The organism is Pseudomonas sp. BS-2016, from assembly GCF_001806145.1.
GTDB lineage: Bacteria > Pseudomonadota > Gammaproteobacteria > Pseudomonadales > Pseudomonadaceae > Aquipseudomonas > Aquipseudomonas lundensis.
Genome location: NZ_MLCT01000037.1, coordinates 148832 through 167068 on the forward strand (window position 1 = coordinate 148832; position 18237 = coordinate 167068).

An 18237-nucleotide genomic window follows, 5' to 3' on the forward strand; every position below is an offset into this window, starting at 1 on the left:
CGAATGAGAATGGCGCCAGTGTGCCCGTGGCAATCATCTATAAAAAGGTTAAAAAACGCTTAAAAACGATCGATTAAATCGATCTTTCAGACGATATGTTGTTAACCATCTGGTTCTATATCCATTGCTAAACCTCTGACGTTAAAGCAATAACTAGAACTCCCGACGCAATGGAGCGACCATAGCCCATCCGCCCGGACAGCCTCACACCCTGGAGTCAGCGTGCCGCAACACAAAAACGATTTGCCCGAAACCCTATCCCCGGTCACTCAACTGCCCTTGCTCAAGCGTCTGGCAGCCCGTCTGTTTGGCAGCGGTTTAAGTCGCTTGCGCGCACAACACGCTGCGTCCTGGTTGCAGGGGCAGGCGGACGGTTTTCGCAGCGGGCACAGCGCGGGGGTGGATTACGGCTATGACGAGGGGCATGCGGACGGGCTGGAAGAGGGCCGTCAAGTGCTGTTTATCAATGACACCCGCTCACAGGAGCTGCGTGCGCCGGGCATTGACGACAACCTGTTCGATGACTGGCGCCTGCCGTTGACCGCCGAACTGAAAAAGCAGATCAAGGCGGATGTCGCCGCTTTGTTGCCGGCAACGGCACAGCCCAGCCCGGCACAGTGGAAGATGATCTTCAGCGACACGCCGTCCACCTCCGTGGTGGCGGGCGCTGGCGCGGGCAAGTCGACGTCGCTGGTGCTACGGATCTTACTGCTCAGTCACTACCTCGGTTTTGAGTTGAGTTCGATGACGGTCGTGACCTTCACCCGCGAGTCGCGGAAGGATTTCATCGCCAAGCTGCAGGAAATCTTCGCTTTATGGGGGCACACGCTGAGCCTCAAGGAAGCCCGGGAAGTGGTGCGCACCTTCCACTCGCGGATTTTGCCGATGGTGCGCAGCCTGCCGGGTTACGCGCAACTGCAAGCCTTCGAAACCCTCAGCCATCGGGGCGCTAGCGACGATGACGCTGACAGCAACCCGTTTGACTTGCGCATCAACGATGCGCAACGCCAGCAACTGAATGCGTGTTATCACCGCCTATACAGCGACACCCCGCGTTTTCGCGAGGCGATCGGCGTGCTGTGCCGGCATGCCTTGCAACTCAAGGCGCTGGAGCACGATCACCCGGACGTGCAAAAACGCATGGCCGTGACCGAATTGGCAGCCAAGCGTGACGAAGAGTTGTGCGACACCCTCGAAGACTTGTGGTTTGCCGCCGGTGCCTGGCCGATTCAAGGCATTGAGCCGAGCCGGGAAACAGTGAACATCAACGGCTCGACCTTTCATTGCCACGGCTACATTGAACAACTGGATGCGTGGGTGGTGCTCGGCTTCGACCCCCGCGAAAACCCGCAGATCTGCAGGCCCAACGCCAAATTAAGTGTGCGGGCGGAGTGGGCGGTCAAGCGCACGCTGTTTCGAGCTTTCTGTGATAAGCCATTGATATGGCTAGAGTCTTACGAGCAATCCAAGCGTGTTCTGACCACCCTGGCCAGTGATGCGAGTGCCGGGCCGGGCTTCGATTACAAACTCAAGGGTGAGCTCAGCTCCGCGCCGCTGCTGGACTGTTTCGTGGCCGCGGCCAGCTTTATCGAGAACCTGGGACTGGACGTCGGGTCTGCGGTAGGGGACCTACGTTTCGCCAGCGACGACCCGGACCGATTCTTCTTCGAGGCACTGAGCCTGTTCTGGCGCGCGCTCGAAAGCCATCTGCTGGCGCAAACGCCTCCCGTCATGACTTACAACCGCATGTTTTCCCTGTTCGGGGAGCACACCGCACAGAACTTCAAACTGCTCAGCGACGCGCAATTGCGCCCGCTCTCGCACCTGATGATCGACGAGTTTCAAGACGTCTCGCCCCAGATTGTTTCGTGGTTACGCGCCAGCCTGCGCGAGATTCGCAGCCGAGGCCCGGCCATGCACGTGGGAAGAGGCGCGCAACGCTCTTCCTTGCTGTGTGTCGGTGATGACTGGCAATCGATCTACGGCTGGCGGGGCAGTTCACCCAAATACTTCATGGCGTTCAACAAAGAATTTGTCTCGCCGTCCACCACGCGGGTGATGCTCAGCGACAATTTCCGCAGCCAGCAGCATGTCATTGACGCAGCGGAACACATCGTACGTGCCGCGCCCTCCATCCCGGGCAAACGGGCCAAGGCCTGCGGCGAGCCCAAACCGCTGGTGCCGGTCCAGGTACTGGATCGGGACGATACCGGGCTGGTCGCAAAACTGACCGAGCATTACAACGCAGGTGATCGCGTATTAATGCTGTTTCGAAAAGGTAGCGATAAGGCGTTGATTGAAAAAGAAATACAGGCCGTTGTTAATGTGGATTCTAGCTTGCCACCTGCCTTGCGTCGGCTCAAACAACTCACGTTTCACAGTGCCAAAGGCTTACAGGCAGACGCTGTATTTCTGCTCGGGGACTGTCAGCACCTGACCTCATCGCCCTACAAGAACCAGGTCTACCGCATGGCTGGCCTGGGCAATGAAGGCGACCCGGAGCCCTACGACAGCGCACAAAAAGATGAAGTACTACGGCTGGCCTACGTCGGCATCACCCGGGCGATCACGCATTGCTATTGGTACGTGGAACGTCAGGATGCCCAAGGCCCGAATATCCCCAAAGCCTCGGACCGGGTGCCCAAAGGCAAGCCGTTTTTTGAGGATGTGCGCGGGGGAGCAGTCGACGGTTCGGATAAGCGCTGAACAGCGATCGGTTTACGGGTGAGGCCTGCGCGGACTCACCCGATACACACAACGGCGATCCCCACTAATCAAATGCTCAATGCGTTCAATAGTGGCCGAATCGCCTAAGGCCGTTTGAAACACCTGCAGTTCTGACCGGCAGAAACCCTGACATGCCTGCGCGGCGACGCAAATGGGGCAGTGACTTTCGATAAGCAACCAGTTTTCCCCCTCGGCTTGCAGGCTGGCCATATAGCCCGCCGCATCGCGAATGCCCACCAGCACCTTGACCTTGTCTTCAAGGGTGGTGACTTTCGCACACGCGTTGACGTACTCGCAGGTATTGGCGTGCTCGATCGAGCTCACGATTTTATCGATGCCCTCACTGCCGTAGATCAGCTTGATGGAATCGATCAGTTGCAGCGTCAATTGCGAGTGCGTATCGGGAAACCGTGCCTGAGCGGTAGCGGTGAGCGCCCATTTGCGCGAAGGACGGCCTGCACCCGCCGAAGGCATCACATGACCTTCTATCAACCCTGAGTCGACCAGTTTCTGGATCTGTTGACGCGTGGCTTCAAGGGTAATGTCCAGCATCGGCCCCAAGTCCGCGGTTTTTAAGGGGCCGTGAGTTTTAAGCAAATACAGGAGCCGCTCAGCCGTAGCGCCGTTATTGCGTGCGGTGTTGGCAGGATCAGTCGGGGTTGCGCACATACAGAACAGACATCTCGTAAGGGGGTGGCCAGACAGGAGGGGATCATACCCATAACCTGGAAAAATAATTATCAAAGTATTTCCTTTTGTAATAGGATCGATGTCATGTCACCACTCAGGGCAAGGCAATGACGACTGCAACAGGATGGGCAGCTTTATTACTGGGCAAGAACGGATTGAGGTCATTGGCGTTGGCTGGGGGCGTGGCACTCCACGCCATTAACGTCTACCTGGTGACTACGATTTTGCCCTCTGTGGTGAAGGACATCGGTGGACTGGATTACTACGCCTGGAATACCACGTTGTTTGTGGTGGCATCGATCATTGGCTCGGTGTTGTCAGCCCGCTGCCTGACCGGGTTGGGGCCGAGAGTGGCGTATGCCGTCGCGGGGCTGGTGTTTGCCTTGGGGTGCGGCCTGTGCAGCCTGGCGCCTGACATGGGCGCATTGATTCTCGGGCGTACCGTACAAGGGCTGGGCGGAGGCTTATTGTTTGCATTGCCTTATTCGATGATCCGCCTGGTGTTCGACCAAGCCCTGTGGCCTCGGGCAATGGCGCTTATTTCAGGAATGTGGGGGGCCGCCACCTTGATCGGACCGGCCGTTGGCGGGGTATTCGCTGAATACGATGCCTGGCGCGCGGCCTTCTGGGTGCTGATCCCGGTGACGCTATCGTTTGTGTTATTGGCCAGCCTGATACTCCCGCGCAAAACCACTGAGCCCACGGCCAAGGCGCCTGTGCCGGTGGTGCAACTGGTGCTTTTAACCGGGATGGTGTTGGCCATCTCGGTGGGCAGCATCAAGCCTTCGCCGCTCTTCAACGCAATGGGCCTGTTGGCAGGCATGCTTCTTCTGTATGCGGTATGGCGGGTTGAAGGCAGCGACAGGCATCGGATGTTGCCCCGAAACAGCGTGCGGACGGGAGGCTTGCTGCTCCCGATTTACCTGTCGATGAGCCTGATGGTCATGGGCATGACCAGTGAAGTGTTTGTGCCGTATTTCTTGCAGGTATTGCACCTTCAAACACCTCTGGTGGCCGGGTATGTGGCCGCATTGATGGCCGCAGGCTGGACCTTGGGTTCGCTTTACAGCTGCGGACTGTCGCGTGAGGCTGCCAATCGCGCCATGCTCGTGGCTCCGCTGTTGGTGGTCACAGGGCTGGGCCTGGCTGGCTTATTTGTCCCCCAGACTTCAGCGTCGCTGGTGAGTCTTGGCGGCGTCTCAGTGGCCATGGTGCTGGTGGGCACCGGCATCGGCCTGGCCTGGCCACATCTGCTCACCCGGATTCTTGCCAACGTACCCGATGCGGAAAAAGACATTGCCGGCGCTTCCATCACGACCGTGCAGTTAATCGCAACGGCCGTGGGTGCGGCGCTGGCGGGGATGATCGCTAACCTGGCGGGCTTTACCTCGCCGGGTGGAGTTGCCGGGGCTTCAAGTGCGGCAACGTGGTTGTTTGGGGTCTTTGCTGCGCTGTCGGCCTTGCTATTTATCACCGTGCGTCAGGTCCTGCGCCGCGAGGCGGTGCCCAATGGAACATCCGCCCCCCTGATGGCTGACGAACCCCTGACCGCAGAAAAACCGGAGTAGCCCTGATGAACACACCTGCAGATGCAAACGCCGTTCATGGCGTGGTGGCGGATGAAGATGTCTTGCTTGCAAGCCGTGCGCTGGACATTCGGATGCTGGGCGGGCGGGCCATAGGGTTATTCGAAAATCATTTCATTGATTTGGCAACGGCCATTGCAGGCCCCGCCAGTGCGCCCCGCAATGGTGAGGGGCATGATCTGCGGCGCGAGAACCTGTGCCGACTGGTCTACACCCTCGGTGGCCATGGCGAGATCGCTCAAATCCCGGTGGACTATGGCCGGGTCAAACTTAAATTGCCTGATCTGCAGCCTGCGGCTCACAGCACTGACGATCTGCTGGGGCAGGCCATACGGATCGATGGGGCAAGCCGATTTGCCTATTTACCGCTGAATATGGCGCACGACATTGCCAATATTTCGCTGGACTCGACCCACACGCCCCAGACGCTGCTGACCTTGTCGCACTGGCCCGCTAACCGCACGCCGCAGGCGTACAAGGCCAATTTGTCGACGCAAAGTGCTTTGCGCTATATGGCGCAGGCCCGAGACTTTCCAGATGCCAGGATTGTGACCAGTGATCACTTTGACCTGGACGGTCTGGCCTCCATTTACGCATTCCTTGCGCCGGAGCATGCTCAGCGACACGCGCCGCTGCTGATTGAAGTCGCACGGCTGGGCGATTACGCACGCGGGACATCCCGGCACGCACTGCAGGTCGCGTTTAGCCTTAATCATCTGGCTGAACGCACCCATACCTATGCCGGGGTCAACGAAAGCCGGCAACTGCTAAGCACGTTTGGCACCTTACTGCCCTTGGTCAAGGATGTCATAGAAAACACTGAGCGCTACGCACAGGCATATCAAGGGCAGTGGCAATTACTGGAGCGCACCGAAGCGTTAATGAACGACCCTCAAGGGGTGCTGGAGGAGTATCCAGACATTGATTTGGCCGTGTTCACGCTACCGCCTCGTCCGGCATCCAGGGCTGATCGCGAAACGCCTTATCACGGCCTGTCTGCTATTTCCTTCCACAACCGTACCCGGTGCGGTGTGCTGGCGATCATCGACGGGCCATTCATCGAAATCCGTCAGCGGTATGAAAGCTGGGTTGAACGTGTCAGTTGCAAAATGCGCGGCAGGTGTGATCTGGCAATTTTCCAGCACGCTTTACAGGCGCAAGAGCAGGGGACGGCGCAATGGCGTTATGACGGCGTGCAGTGGATCATGCCGGCCTTAAAAGTGAAGCCTGGCGGCAACAGTGATTTCAGCGCGCAAAGGGTGCTGGACGAACTCAAGCAGTTTCTGCACGTTGCGCCGATTGCCTGGCATACACCTTAGAGAGGCAGGCGGGTTTCAGATCGACTCGATGCAGGTCGCCGCCGTTTAAATGACCAACGTAACGTGCTCCAACGCGCTGAGAGTGGTAAATTCTGCCCCCATGAAATGCGTCACACCGTTAACGATCCTCTGTTGTAACGCCAAAACGCCGAATGTCACCGGTTCGTGGTTTGAATTGGTGATCTGTCGTGCGCCAAAGGAACCTTCACATGAATGATTTACTGACTCGCCGCCGTGTCGTTCAGGGCCTGGGCTTGCTCAGTCTGGGCGTGCTTGCCGGATGCGACCCCGGCAGTGGCCTGTCGTACAAGTACGGTAAAGATTTGAGCAACGAGATTCTGGGCCGTAAGTTCAAGCTCCACGACGCTCAAGGCAATGACGTCATGCTGGGCAGCTTTCGCGGCATGATGCCGATGATTTTCTTCGGCTTCACCCAGTGCCCGGCGGTATGCCCCACGGCGCTGGCGCGGGCGGCGCAAATCAAGAAGATGATGGGCCCGGACGGGGACCGGCTGCAGGTGGTGTTCATCACCCTGGACCCCGAGCGCGATACGCCGGCAATGCTCGATGCCTACGTCAAGGCCTTCGACCCGACGTTCATGGCGTTGTCCGGCACGCTGGAAGAAACAGCGGCCACGGCCAAAGAGTTCAAGGTGTTCTACGAGAAGATCCCGAGCGGCTCCACGTATACGCTGTCGCACACCGCCACCAGTTTTGTCTTTGACTCACGGGGCGTGCTGCGCCTGGGGCTTTCACCTTCGTTGTCGGCCAAGCAGTGCACCGAAGATTTGCTCACCGTGATGTCCGTCTGCTGATTTAACGCCTCTTTGAGAGCCACACTATGAAACCCGTCAAATACCTGATGTTGTCGTTGCTGGGCATGAGCCTGCATGTTTCGGCCCAAACCACCGTGGATGACGCGTGGGTTCGCGCCACCGTACCGGGACAGCCCTCCAGCGGTGCCTTCATGCGCATCACCTCGACCACCGACAGCAAGCTGCTGAGCGTCACGTCGCCGGTGGCCAAAAACGTGCAGATCCACAAGATGAAGATGGAACACGACGTGATGAGCATGGCCCCGGTACAAGCCGTTGCCTTGCCAGCCGGCAAGACCGTGGCGCTCCAGCCCGAGGGCTATCACGTCATGCTGATTGACCTGAACGGTCAGATAAAAGAAGGCGACACCGTGCCACTCACCCTGACGGTTGAAGACGCCACGGGCACAAAAGAGACCCTTGATGTGCAGGCCACAGCCCGGTCTTTGAGCGGCATGCCGATGCACCACAAGGACAAGCACGGCAATGACGCCATGCACGACCATGGCGCCATGCACTGAACGACACCCTGACCGGACGTTTTATCGTACGGTCAGGGCCTGAGGGGACAGCCAGCGCTGGAGGGCGTTAAAACCGCCCGCTGAGCGGGTATTCGACCGCCAGGCGCAGTTGATCGGTATCCAGTTCGGCTTGAGCGGTATTACCACGGTGTACGTTGTGGCGCAGTGACAGCACTGCGCCTTTGGCGACGCCGCTCTGCACCACATAGCGCGCCTCAAAATCCCGCTCCCAGTGTTTCCCGCCTTTGCCATACCCCAGATAGGCATACCCGCCTCGCGGATCGACGTGGGTGCCATCAATGTCACTGCCCCGTACATATGCGGCGCTGAACATCAGGCCCGGCAAGTGCCAGGGCGACATGTCCAGGTCATAGCGCAGTTGCCAGGACTGTTCGTTTGGCGCATTGAAGTCTGACAGTTGCACGGCATTGGTGATGAAGATCGCCCCGCGTGTCACGTAGTCAAACGGCGTGTCGCCATGCACCTTTTGATACCCGAGGCTGAAGCTGTGTGGCCCCTGCGCGTAGGTGGACAACACGCTCCAGGTGGTGTTGTTGATGCTGCCGGACAGGGCCTTGCCTTCATCGGTGGTGCGATAGAGGTTGAAGTTGAACGCCAGCGAGCGAGTTTCATCGATCGGCTGGCTAAACATCGCCCCCAGATACTGCTGGTTCCAGGTGTTCTCATACCGCGAGGTATACAGGCTGGCGCTCAATTGCTTGCTTGGGCTATAGGCCACGCCCGCCAGGTCGAAGGTCGTGCCCTTGATCGCGTTGGCGTAATTGACCACGAAGCCCTGATCGTGGCTGCTGGCATTGCGGTCGGTGCTTTCGGTGAAGTGCCCGCCAACCATGCGCAGGCCTTCAAACTCATGGCTGGTGACAAACGCACCGGTGGCCGTTTCCGGCAGCAAGCGACTGTCGGATGAGCTGAACACCGGGGTTTTGACCCGCTGTTCGCCGTATGACAGCACCGTGTTGGACAGGCGCAGCTTCAAAGCGGCCCCTGCGCGACTGAAATCGTTTTTCGGATAACCGTCATTGTCCAGGCCCAGTAAGCGGGCTTTACCTGCACGTCCGCCGCCACTGTCCAGCTTCACTCCGAGGTAAGCATGGGCATCGATACCGACACCGATCAGCCCTGGGGTGAAGCCCGATTGCAGCGAGCCCATCAGCCCATAGGCCCATTCCTCGGCAGCCCCGTTTCGCTCGTTCTTTGGCTTGTAGGCATTGCGCGCACCGCTGTTACGCGCGCCATGCCGATACTCACGACTGTCATAGACCGTACGGTTAAGCACGCTCCAGGTACTGTCTTCGATCCATCCATGAGCCTGCGACTGAGCGGAGTCGGCCACCGCCATCGGGCTGACCAGTGCCATCAGCCAGGCCGAGCAGCTACGCAGTGTGCTCAGGGGGTGGACTGCTGGTGAAGTGCGGCGCTCATTCGTACACCATCGCATGTCATTTATCCATCAACGGTTCAAGGGGGTATCCACGCGCAAACTCTGCGCGCCATCAAACGGGGCGCGCGGCCATTAACGCGGGCTCAGAAATACTTGAGCCAGCGGATGTCCCGGCGACGGCCTTTGAGCGCGGCAAACCAGCGCACGGGTCTGTACAGCGCGACGGCCAGCACGATAGCGGTCACCCAGACGGCGCTGATGTGATCGAACCCAAAATAGGCGCCGTGGTTAAGCCCGAACAGGGCAACGCCCATCAGGTACAGCAGTTTCAGCACATAAAGGTGCAGCAGATACACGAACATCGGCGCAGCGCCAAATACTGCCAGCGCGCTGATCCAGCGCCGTTGTTGCGCACGTTCGAAGGCCAGTAACAGCAACAGTCCGACCCCCAGCGTCAGCATCAGGAACAACAACGAAGGCGGGTATTTGGTGATATTGAAAAAGCTCATCAGCGTCTGCTGCACCTGTTCGTGCGGTGTCCAGGGGGCTTCGCCGTAGCCATTGAACACGCGCAAGGCCACAAACCCCAGCAATGCCCCGACGCCCGCGTAGCACAAATTTCGTTGACGCACGCGGGGCGAGACGCCACGCCCAAACCACGGCCCTATGCCGTAACCCAGCGCAATCACACCGATCCACGGCAACACGGGATACGAGGTGCGCAGGCGCAGGCTGTCAGAAAACTCAATCCAGCCGCGATCATGCAGGATCGCCCACGGCACGTGCAGGAACGCATCCGGGGCGAAGTGAAGGCCGTCCAGCAGGTTGTGCCCGGCCACAATAGCCGCCCCGAGGATCAACAGCGCAGCGCGAGGCAGCCAGACCAGCGCCGCGAGCGCAAGCATGCTCAGGCCAATGGCCCAGATCACTTGCAGGTAAATCACGCTCGGCGGGAACTGGAAGGTCCAGGCGAGATTGACCAGCGTCAATTCCAGCACCACCAGAAACAGGCCGCGCGTGAACAGGAACGACGACACAGCGGCCTTGCCCTGATTTTTCTCGCCGTACAGGTACGCGGACAGCCCGGTCAGCAATACAAACACCGGGGCGCAGAGGTGGGCGAGGGTGCGACTGACAAAGAGGGCAGGCTCTGTGCTGTCAATCGACATCGGATCTGTCACCTGCCGGTGCAGGAAAAACGTTTCCCGCACGTGGTCCAGCAACATGAACAGAATCACCAGCCCCCGCAGCGCGTCGATGGACAATAAACGTTGATGAAGCGGCGGTGCAGCAGTCAAGGAATAGGGCATTGGCAGGGTCACACACAAGGGTTAATCGCAAACACAGGCGAGAGGGCACGCCCAAGAATAGTTATCTTATAACGTCTCTATTTAATTCCACCACCCTCGCGTCGCCTGCAATCGATCGGCACGTCTGCCAGCGCCTGCGGTCAATGGCTATAACGGCCCATTTCTCCAGGATCGCTGCCATGCCAGAAACCTCGTTACCCGATGTGTTGCCCCCTGACCTGCATTACGTCGATGACACGCAACCGGGTATTACCCGCAAGCGGTTGCGCGGCACGTTTCGTTACTTCGCCCCGGACGGCAAACGCATCGTCGATCAGGACGAAATCCAGCGCATCAATGCCCTCGCGGTGCCGCCGGCGTATGTGGATGTGTGGATCTGCGCTGACCCGCGCGGGCATTTGCAAGCCACTGGCCGCGATGCGCGGGGCCGCAAGCAATACCGTTATCACGCACGCTGGCGCGAAGTGCGCGATGCCAGTAAATACTCGCGCCTGCGGGCGTTCGGGCTGGCGCTGCCCAAATTGCGCAAACAGCTAGAAACCCGCCTCGCAGCACCGGGTTTCAGCCGCGACAAAGTCATGGCCACGGTCATCACGCTGCTGGATGCCACCCTGATCCGCGTCGGCAACACTCAGTACGCCAAGGACAACCGCTCCTATGGGCTGACCACGCTGCGCAGCCGTCATGTCGACGTCAGCGGCACCACCATCACCTTTCAGTTCCGGGGCAAAAGCGGGGTCGAACATCAAATATCGGTCAAGGATCGACGGCTGGCGCGCATCATCAAACGTTGCCTGGAGATCCCGGGGCAGAATTTGTTCCAGTACCTGGATGAAGACGGCGTGCGCCACAGCATCACGTCGTCCGACGTCAATGCCTACCTCAAAACCCTTACGGGCGCAGATTTCACCGCCAAGGACTACCGCACCTGGGCGGGTAGCGCATTAGCACTGGCGGTATTGCGTGAGTTGCATTGGAAGCCGGAATCAGACGCCAAACGCCACGTGGTGGACATGGTTAAAAACGTGGCCAAGCAGTTGGGCAATACCCCGGCCGTTTGCCGCAAGTGCTACATCCACCCGGCAGTGCTCGAAGGCTTCATGCTCGGCGCCTTGGCCCAGCTGCCCAAACCCCGAGTACGCAAAGGCCTGAAAGCGGAAGAAGTGGGGTTGGCGATGTTTCTCGACAGCATGGTCCAGGCCCGGCACGCCGTGAGCGAATGCTGAATCGCAGCACGTTAATGGCACTCTTGGAAGAACGCAGGGTCTATCCACACAGCCCGGGTGCTCAATCGAGCGCTCAGGCTTTAAAATCGGTCCATTGCGTCTTAAAGAGGTCAATCATGCGAAACATCATTTCTGCATCACTCATTGCCGGCGTTCTGTGTGCAATGCCCTATGCAGCGCAGGCCGCAGACGACAACGCCAGTGATTGCAAGCACAACGCGATACTGGCCAAGTCCATGGATCACCACACCTGCTACACCAGCGGCGACAAAGCACCGGATCAGTACACCCGTGAAGAAAGCGCCATCAAGAACTGGAAAGCCAAAGGCTTGCCGCAGCCAAGCGACGATTCGCAATGGGTGCAATTCAGCGGCCATTACGTGCTGGTTAACCGCACCAACGCCGTGATCGAGCAGATCCGCACACTCAAAGGCGCTGTTGTCAGTCAGTAATCCTTCTCTCGAACGCGGGCCGCTGCAACAGCGGCCCAGCCAACGCGCGGGATAGATGGCTTTGCCTGCACGCTGGTAGGGGAAGTCGTTGATACGCCAAGGAACTGGCTGAAAACGTTGTAAATCCGTATTTTGCACCCCGCGCGAGACCCGGCTATGGCATGCGGTTGAGGCCTGCTTCATAGACTGCTTTTTCAATGTGCAGTCAGGACGTGAACCATGCCTCAACGCTTGCATCACCACACACCAACACTTGGCGCTCAAGATCCACGGGGGTTGACGGTACGCGAAGTGGCTTACCATCGGCGCACCGCCGAACAAGCCCTCGAGCCGCGTATCACCCGACACGTCTACGGCCCCCGCGGTCATTTACGAGAGCAATGGGACCCGCGCCTGGGCGCATTGCGAAAAACCGAACCCGCCACAGCCCCCAATCAACGCACCCGCTACTCCCTGAGCGGACGGGTGGTGCAGAGTGACAACGTCGATAGCGGGCGCTGCATCACTTGGCGAGGGCCGGCCGATCAGGTACTGGACACGTGGGACGCCGCACAAACACGCCACACCCATGAATATGACCCCTTGCTGCGCCTGACTGCCGTCTACGAACAGCAGACGGGTGAGCCGGACCGCCGGTGTACGGAGCGCTTCAGTTATGCCGGCGCCCACAGCCATCAGGCCCTGCTCAACCGCTGCGGACGTTTGCGACGCCACGACGATGCGGCCGGGACGGTGCTCTTCGAGCGCTACGACCTGTGCGCGAACAGCACCGTTCAGACACGCTGGTTTGTGCAGGATCTGGCAGAGGCACCGATGCTCACAGCGCTGCCCCATGTCGCTGTCGAGGCGCACAGCCACACCACCCACTGGCAATACGGGCCGTTGGGGCAATTGATGGCGCAGACGGATGCAGCAGGCAACCAGCAACAGCCTCGTTATGGTGTCGATGGCCTGCTTGGATCACTGGCCATCCTCTTCAACAACGGTCTGCAGCGCATCCTGGTGCAAGAACGTCGCTACAGCGCTGGTGGCAAGGTCGAGGCTGAACAGGCCGGTAATGGGGTGCGCAGCACCTGGACCTACGACCCGGCCGACGAGCGTTTGCAACGGCTCTTTACCCACCGCACCCGTCAGCCGCGCACGGTCCTGCAAGACCTGACCTATGCCTACGACCCTACAGGCCAGGTGCTCAGCGTGCAGGACACCGCGCAACCGGTGCAATGGTCGGACAACACACGCATTGCGGCCTTAAGCACCTACGCCTACGACACACTTAACCAACTGATTGAGGCCACCGGCCGTGAACACGCCCATCAAGCCGGCGGGGCGGCCTTGCCTCCCAGGGTCGATTTCGCAACCCGTGGCGCACCGCGCTGCCGGGGCTGGCGGCAGCACTATGAGTACGACGCGTCCGGCAACCTAATCAAACTACGCCATGTGCCCACCCAAGGCAGTGGCTACACACGCCAGCTGACGCTCTCGGGCACCAGCAATCATGGGTGGGCGGCGACTTCCAACATGACCGCGATGCCCGCTCGGGTCAGCGGTTTTGATCCCAACGGCAATCAACGGGCCTTGGGGCCGGGGCAGACATTGCGCTGGAATGCCCGCGACCAATTGCAGGGCATCACGCACATCGAGCGCGATGACGCCGCCAGCGATGAAGAACTCTACCGCTACGACGGTGATGGCCAGCGGGTGTACAAGGCCCGTCGCGCAAGCGCCCACACACGCACTCACCTCAGTGATGCGCGGTACTTGCCGGGGCTGGAAATCCGCCGCAATACGGCCACCGGCGAACAACTGAATGTGCTGGTCATCCACTCTGCGTTTGCCAATGTGCGCATCCTGCAATGGGCACAAGGCCGTCCAACGGGCATACCGGACGGGCAAGTGCGTTACGCACTGTCGGACCATCAGAGCAACCATTCGCTGGAACTGGATCAGGATGAGCGCTTGCTCAGCCAGGAGCATTATTACCCCTACGGCGGGACGGCTTGGTGGGCGACCTCCAACGCCATCGAGGCGGACTACAAAACCCTGCGTTTTTCGGGCAAGGAGCGCGATGCCAGCGGCCTTTACTATTTTGGTTACCGTTACTACGCGCCCTGGCTGATGCGCTGGCTCAGTGCCGACCCGGCCGGCAACGTAGAGGGCTTGAACCTGTATGCGCTGGCGCGGGGCAACCCGATTAATCGCCTGGATGCCCAGGGGCTGCAAAGCCAAGCCCTTGACCTGCCCAAAAGCCGCTTCGCGACGTTGCGCGGCTTGACCACCCATGTGGCCAACAGAGTGAGGTCGCGCCTGCAATTGGCGGCCTCGGCGGCGATTCGGGATGCATTGGCGACCTACATCAGCAATGCCTTGAGCGCAGGGTTGGACGTCGCGCTTTTTGAAGGGCGTCAACCGACCACAGCCCTCAACAACGCCCTGAGAAATACGGTGGCGGCGCTGGACGCATTGGCCATGATGCACATGAGCAGCGGCCTGGTGGGCACGGTCATGCGTTGGAGTCCACTCATCGGCTTTGCCGTTGCCGCAGCCGCCGACAGGGGGTTCATGATGCGCGCCATCGCCGAAGGCGGTGATACGGAACTGGAGTGGGACCCGGTCGCCCGTCAACGCCTGGGCGGGCATATCCGCGCTTTTTCACGGGAGATCGTGCAGCAGGCGCTGCGGGGGCTGGGGGACACGGCCTCCTGGGGAGCAACCCCGCTGATGGCCAGGGTGCCCAGAACATTGCTGGCCTCGGCGGCCTATAGTGTGGCCACCATTCCCAATGCGGTGTATGGCCAGTCAGTGCCAGGCCCGCTTATGCCCAACGTGACGCCGCTGATTGAAGCCTACGATGCCGCCATGGGGACGGTGCTGCGCAGCGGTCATCGCACGGCCCGCCATGAAGTGCATCAACACACGCTCCAACTGCCACCTTTGACGGACACGCTGCATGGCGGCATGAGCCGCATGTTTAACCAGGCCTGGACGTATTGGGCCGGGGTCGGGATTGAAGCAGTAGCCGCTGCAATCACCGGGGCGCCGGCCGCCGCGCAAAGTGCCAGCGCCCGCACCTGGGTGGGGGTCGCGCGCGGCGTGGTGTCGGCACTCACGGAAGTGCGGGGGTTGTTGCTGCAAACCGCACGGGTCGGTTTCAGGCACATCTCAACGCTATGGCGCGCCTCAACCGGTTGAACGGCGCGAGCCTGTTGCACCGCGTCACTACTATGTGACCACCTTTACCCCCGACCTGAGTCATAGGCTCTTGGCTTTATGGCGTTTTACAGGTCGGTAACCATGACTTCACTGCATCACTACACACCGTCACTGACGGCGATTGACCCCCGGGGCTTGAGCGTGCGCAGGGTCAACTATCATCGCCTGAGTGTGCACGAGCCCCCACAGTCACGCATTCATCAATCGCGCTATGACACTCGCGGGTCTCTGGCCCAGCAATGGGACCCGCGCTTGCTGGCCCGAGAGGCCATCACGCCTGAGGCGCAACCCAATCTGCGCTACCTCAGCAGTTTGTCAGGACAGATCGTCAAGACCGACAGTGTCGACAGCGGGTGGCACGTCACCCTCTGCGGCACAGGGCTGCAAACACTCGCCACCTGGGATGCCCGTGGCAACCATCAGCGCTTTGAATACGACACCCACGCCCGGCTGATGGCCATTCACGAACAACTCAGCAACGACCCGCAAGCGCGCTGTATAGAGCGCTTTACGTATGGCAAGCCCCAACCCCGGATAAACAGCACAAACCAGTGCGGCCGTCTGGTTCGCCATGACGACCCGGCAGGCGCTGTGCTGTTTGAGGCTTACGCGCTGTCGGGAGCCATGCAGCGTCAGGCGCGCCGCTTTGCACGCCAACCCGAATCGCTCAATTGGCCGTCTGCGCAGGAACAACGGGACGCGCTGCTGGAAAGTCAGTCTTACACCACGCAATGGCACTACAACGCCGTGGGCGATTTGCTCGAGCTGCACGACGCCAAGGGCAACCGCCAGCGTTTTCAGTACGGCATCACCGGCCAACAGGCGCAGGTCGACGTTGTGATGGCCAGTGGTAAACGCGCGGTCTTGATGGATCAACGCACCTACAACGCGGCGGGGCAAGTCACCTCCGAACGCTCCGGCAATGGCGTACTGACGGTCGCGTCTTACGCGCAAGCGGATGGCTATTTGCAGCGTTTGACTGCGCACCGTGTGGGTTCGCATCGGACCCCGATACAGGACTTGGCGTATACCCATGACCGTGTGGGTAACGTCGTGAGTATTCTGGACAGCGCCCAACCGACCACCTGGAGCCACAATTCAAGCATTGAGGCCTTTACTACGTATACCTACGACACCCTGTACCAACTCATCAAAGCCACCGGCCGGGAAAACGCACGCCACCGTGGTGGGCGGCTGTTATCTGCGCCCATGCTCATGGGCACGGATACCCATCGCTGGCGCAATTACACCCGGCACTATCAATACGATGCGGGCGCCAACCTGGTGCAGATGCAACACGTCCCCGCATCCGGGCGAGGTTATACCCAACGCATGGCGGTGTCTGAAACCAGCAACCGCAGCCAATTGTCCGGCCCCCCCAACCCGGAGGACGGGTTTGACCCCTGCGGCAACCTCAGGATGCTGGCGCGCGGGCAAGTGATGGCGTGGAATGGACGCAATCAGTTGCATAAGGTCACGCATGTCAGGCGGGGCGCCGGGGAGGACGATGGGGAATCTTACGTCTACGACGGTCAGGGTGTGCGCGTGCTCAAGCGCCGAACGTATCGCACCAAAGGGCTGACCCGCCGCTATGAGGTGCGCTATCTGCCAGGGCTGGAACTTCGCCTGAATGAGGCCTCAGGGGTGAATGTGTCGCTGATGACCCTGCAAGCCGGGCACATGAATGTCAGGACGCTCACCTGGGAGCAAGGTTTGCCCGATGGTGTGCAGAACGCGCAAATCCGGTTCACGTTGTCAGATCATCTGGAGAGCGGGGTCATTGAGCTGGACGAGCAGGGCGCATTGCTGAGTCAGGAAGGGTTCTACCCCTTTGGCGCGACAGCCTGGTGGGCGGCCAAAAGTGCGGTGCAAGCAAGCTTCAAAACCGTGCGCTACAGCGGCAAGGAACGCGATGCCACGGGTTTGTACTATTACGGCCTGCGCTATTACGCACCCTGGATGCAACGCTGGATCAGCCCTGACCCGGCCGGGGTGATCGATGGCCTGAACGTATATGCCATGGTGGGCAACAACCCCATGAGCCGTGTTGATCAGCACGGGCTGCAAGCGGGCGACTACCCGGCCAATCGGCTGGTCGCGTTCAGCTTCTGGATTTTTGTGGCGACCTTGCTGGGCGCCGCGTTGGGCGCGCTGCTGGAAGCGCCGCTCATAGGGGCAGGAGTCGGGGCCGCGTTGATGACAGGCCTGGCGTTTGAAGCCCAACGCCGCTCAACACTACCGCCCACGGAGTCAGACAACTATGCGTTCATGCAAGCGATAACAGACAAAGTGCTGGAGTTTTCAGCGCTACAACAGCTGAGCCCCGCAGAAAGCGTCAAGATGTTCAACTTTGTCTTTGATAACCTTGCCGCTATCCATGAGGAAGTCGGCGTTTCGCTGGGGATTCTGACCACCAAAAGCGGCGAGATCTACGGCCTGGCGGGACCTGCCCAGTTGCACCCCGTGATTGGAGAACTCTCCAACAATCCCAGACCCCCCACGCGCGAGGCAAGGAAACAAGGCGTCCTGAGCGTCTTGATTCGCGCCCGTGCCCAACCTGCAGCCACCACGTCCAGGCCGGCAGCCGAACCCACGCCGCATGAAGTCGTAACCCCCCGCGCAGTGGCGCGACAACGCACAGCCCGAGCCTCTTCATCGGCCCCTCAGCCACAACCGGCGGTGATCAGCACGCCAACGGCCCAGCCCGCTCAGGCCATCAGCATCGACGAGAGCGCAGTCGCAGAACTCCTGCTGGGGCCTGAAGGGCACAGCATTGCCTTGACCATCAGCCATGTGCAGCAAGGCCGTTTCAGGGCCGTGCATTGGCACCAGCACGCTGACGCGTTGTGGTCTGCCGACGTGCATGGCTACCAGGGCAGCCGCCGCCGCGGGGCATACCGCCTGATGTTTGAGCACTTGGGCGATCGTCGTTATCGGGTAGCCGGTATCCGAGACCCTCACTGATCAACCCGTCACTCA

Annotated in this window: 12 protein-coding genes; 9 read left to right on the forward strand and 3 right to left on the reverse strand. The window is 60.0% G+C overall.

Going from position 1 to position 18237, the window contains the following annotated elements; genetic code table 11:
- Window positions 1-222: 222 nt before the first annotated feature.
- Complete coding sequence (locus BKD70_RS20565; protein ID WP_047274573.1) at window positions 223-2706, forward strand: UvrD-helicase domain-containing protein; 2484 nt, start codon at window positions 223-225, stop codon at window positions 2704-2706.
- 12 nt (window positions 2707-2718) lie between these two features.
- On the opposite strand, the gene BKD70_RS20570 is transcribed toward BKD70_RS20565, so the two are convergent.
- The gene (locus BKD70_RS20570; protein WP_306452797.1) at window positions 2719-3279 is read right to left on the reverse strand and encodes a metalloregulator ArsR/SmtB family transcription factor; all 561 of its coding nucleotides are present in this window, start codon (window positions 3277-3279) and stop codon (window positions 2719-2721) included.
- Window positions 3280-3524: 245 nt separating this feature from the next.
- Here BKD70_RS20570 and BKD70_RS20575 point away from each other — a divergent pair, with 245 nt between their 5' ends.
- The 4 genes from BKD70_RS20575 to BKD70_RS20590 all read left to right on the forward strand — a co-directional run bounded on the left by BKD70_RS20575 (window position 3525) and on the right by BKD70_RS20590 (window position 7658).
- On the forward strand, window positions 3525-4985 hold the full coding sequence (locus tag BKD70_RS20575; RefSeq protein WP_047274575.1) for an MFS transporter: 1461 nt from the start codon (window positions 3525-3527) through the stop codon (window positions 4983-4985).
- Between the two features lie 5 nt (window positions 4986-4990).
- Window positions 4991-6322, forward strand: a complete 1332-nt coding sequence (locus tag BKD70_RS20580; RefSeq protein ID WP_080960326.1) for a DUF6687 family protein — start codon at window positions 4991-4993, stop codon at window positions 6320-6322.
- A 209-nt stretch (window positions 6323-6531) separates the two neighbouring features.
- Entirely contained in the window at window positions 6532-7137 is a 606-nt protein-coding gene (locus BKD70_RS20585; RefSeq protein WP_047274576.1) for an SCO family protein, read from the forward strand.
- A gap of 26 nt (window positions 7138-7163) precedes the next feature.
- Window positions 7164-7658 carry a copper chaperone PCu(A)C gene (locus BKD70_RS20590; protein WP_047274577.1) on the forward strand — a complete coding sequence of 165 codons (495 nt, stop codon included), beginning with the start codon at window positions 7164-7166 and terminating at the stop codon, window positions 7656-7658.
- A gap of 67 nt (window positions 7659-7725) precedes the next feature.
- On the opposite strand, the gene BKD70_RS20595 is transcribed toward BKD70_RS20590, so the two are convergent.
- Window positions 7726-9036 carry an OprD family porin gene (locus tag BKD70_RS20595; protein ID WP_047274578.1) on the reverse strand — a complete coding sequence of 437 codons (1311 nt, stop codon included), beginning with the start codon at window positions 9034-9036 and terminating at the stop codon, window positions 7726-7728.
- A gap of 167 nt (window positions 9037-9203) precedes the next feature.
- Window positions 9204-10370: a DUF1624 domain-containing protein gene (locus tag BKD70_RS20600; RefSeq protein WP_047274579.1), complete on the reverse strand. Its 1167-nt coding sequence runs from the start codon at window positions 10368-10370 to the stop codon at window positions 9204-9206.
- A gap of 179 nt (window positions 10371-10549) precedes the next feature.
- Between BKD70_RS20600 and BKD70_RS20605 the strand changes: the two genes are divergently transcribed.
- From BKD70_RS20605 to BKD70_RS20620, 4 genes are all read left to right on the forward strand, one after another.
- Complete coding sequence (locus tag BKD70_RS20605; protein WP_047274580.1) at window positions 10550-11596, forward strand: DNA topoisomerase IB; 1047 nt, start codon at window positions 10550-10552, stop codon at window positions 11594-11596.
- A 116-nt stretch (window positions 11597-11712) separates the two neighbouring features.
- A complete protein-coding gene (locus BKD70_RS20610) occupies window positions 11713-12048 on the forward strand; it encodes an RcnB family protein (protein WP_047274581.1) in 336 nt (111 codons plus the stop codon).
- A 219-nt stretch (window positions 12049-12267) separates the two neighbouring features.
- Window positions 12268-15237 carry an RHS repeat-associated core domain-containing protein gene (locus tag BKD70_RS20615; protein ID WP_047274582.1) on the forward strand — a complete coding sequence of 990 codons (2970 nt, stop codon included), beginning with the start codon at window positions 12268-12270 and terminating at the stop codon, window positions 15235-15237.
- Between the two features lie 102 nt (window positions 15238-15339).
- Window positions 15340-18222: an RHS repeat-associated core domain-containing protein gene (locus BKD70_RS20620; RefSeq protein WP_047274583.1), complete on the forward strand. Its 2883-nt coding sequence runs from the start codon at window positions 15340-15342 to the stop codon at window positions 18220-18222.
- Window positions 18223-18237 lie beyond the last annotated feature (15 nt).

Excerpts from the sequence above, each read along its gene's own strand:
- BKD70_RS20570 (WP_306452797.1), bottom strand. The coding sequence starts at position 3,279 with ATGCTGGACATTACCCTTGAAGCCACGCGTCAACAGATCCAGAAACTG.
- BKD70_RS20575 (WP_047274575.1), top strand. The coding sequence starts at position 3,525 with ATGACGACTGCAACAGGATGGGCAGCTTTATTACTGGGCAAGAACGGA.
- BKD70_RS20580 (WP_080960326.1), top strand. The coding sequence starts at position 4,991 with ATGAACACACCTGCAGATGCAAACGCCGTTCATGGCGTGGTGGCGGAT.
- BKD70_RS20585 (WP_047274576.1), top strand. The coding sequence starts at position 6,532 with ATGAATGATTTACTGACTCGCCGCCGTGTCGTTCAGGGCCTGGGCTTG.
- BKD70_RS20590 (WP_047274577.1), top strand. The coding sequence starts at position 7,164 with ATGAAACCCGTCAAATACCTGATGTTGTCGTTGCTGGGCATGAGCCTG.
- BKD70_RS20595 (WP_047274578.1), bottom strand. The coding sequence starts at position 9,036 with ATGGCACTGGTCAGCCCGATGGCGGTGGCCGACTCCGCTCAGTCGCAG.
- BKD70_RS20600 (WP_047274579.1), bottom strand. The coding sequence starts at position 10,370 with ATGCCCTATTCCTTGACTGCTGCACCGCCGCTTCATCAACGTTTATTG.
- BKD70_RS20605 (WP_047274580.1), top strand. The coding sequence starts at position 10,550 with ATGCCAGAAACCTCGTTACCCGATGTGTTGCCCCCTGACCTGCATTAC.
- BKD70_RS20610 (WP_047274581.1), top strand. The coding sequence starts at position 11,713 with ATGCGAAACATCATTTCTGCATCACTCATTGCCGGCGTTCTGTGTGCA.
- BKD70_RS20615 (WP_047274582.1), top strand. The coding sequence starts at position 12,268 with ATGCCTCAACGCTTGCATCACCACACACCAACACTTGGCGCTCAAGAT.
- BKD70_RS20620 (WP_047274583.1), top strand. The coding sequence starts at position 15,340 with ATGACTTCACTGCATCACTACACACCGTCACTGACGGCGATTGACCCC.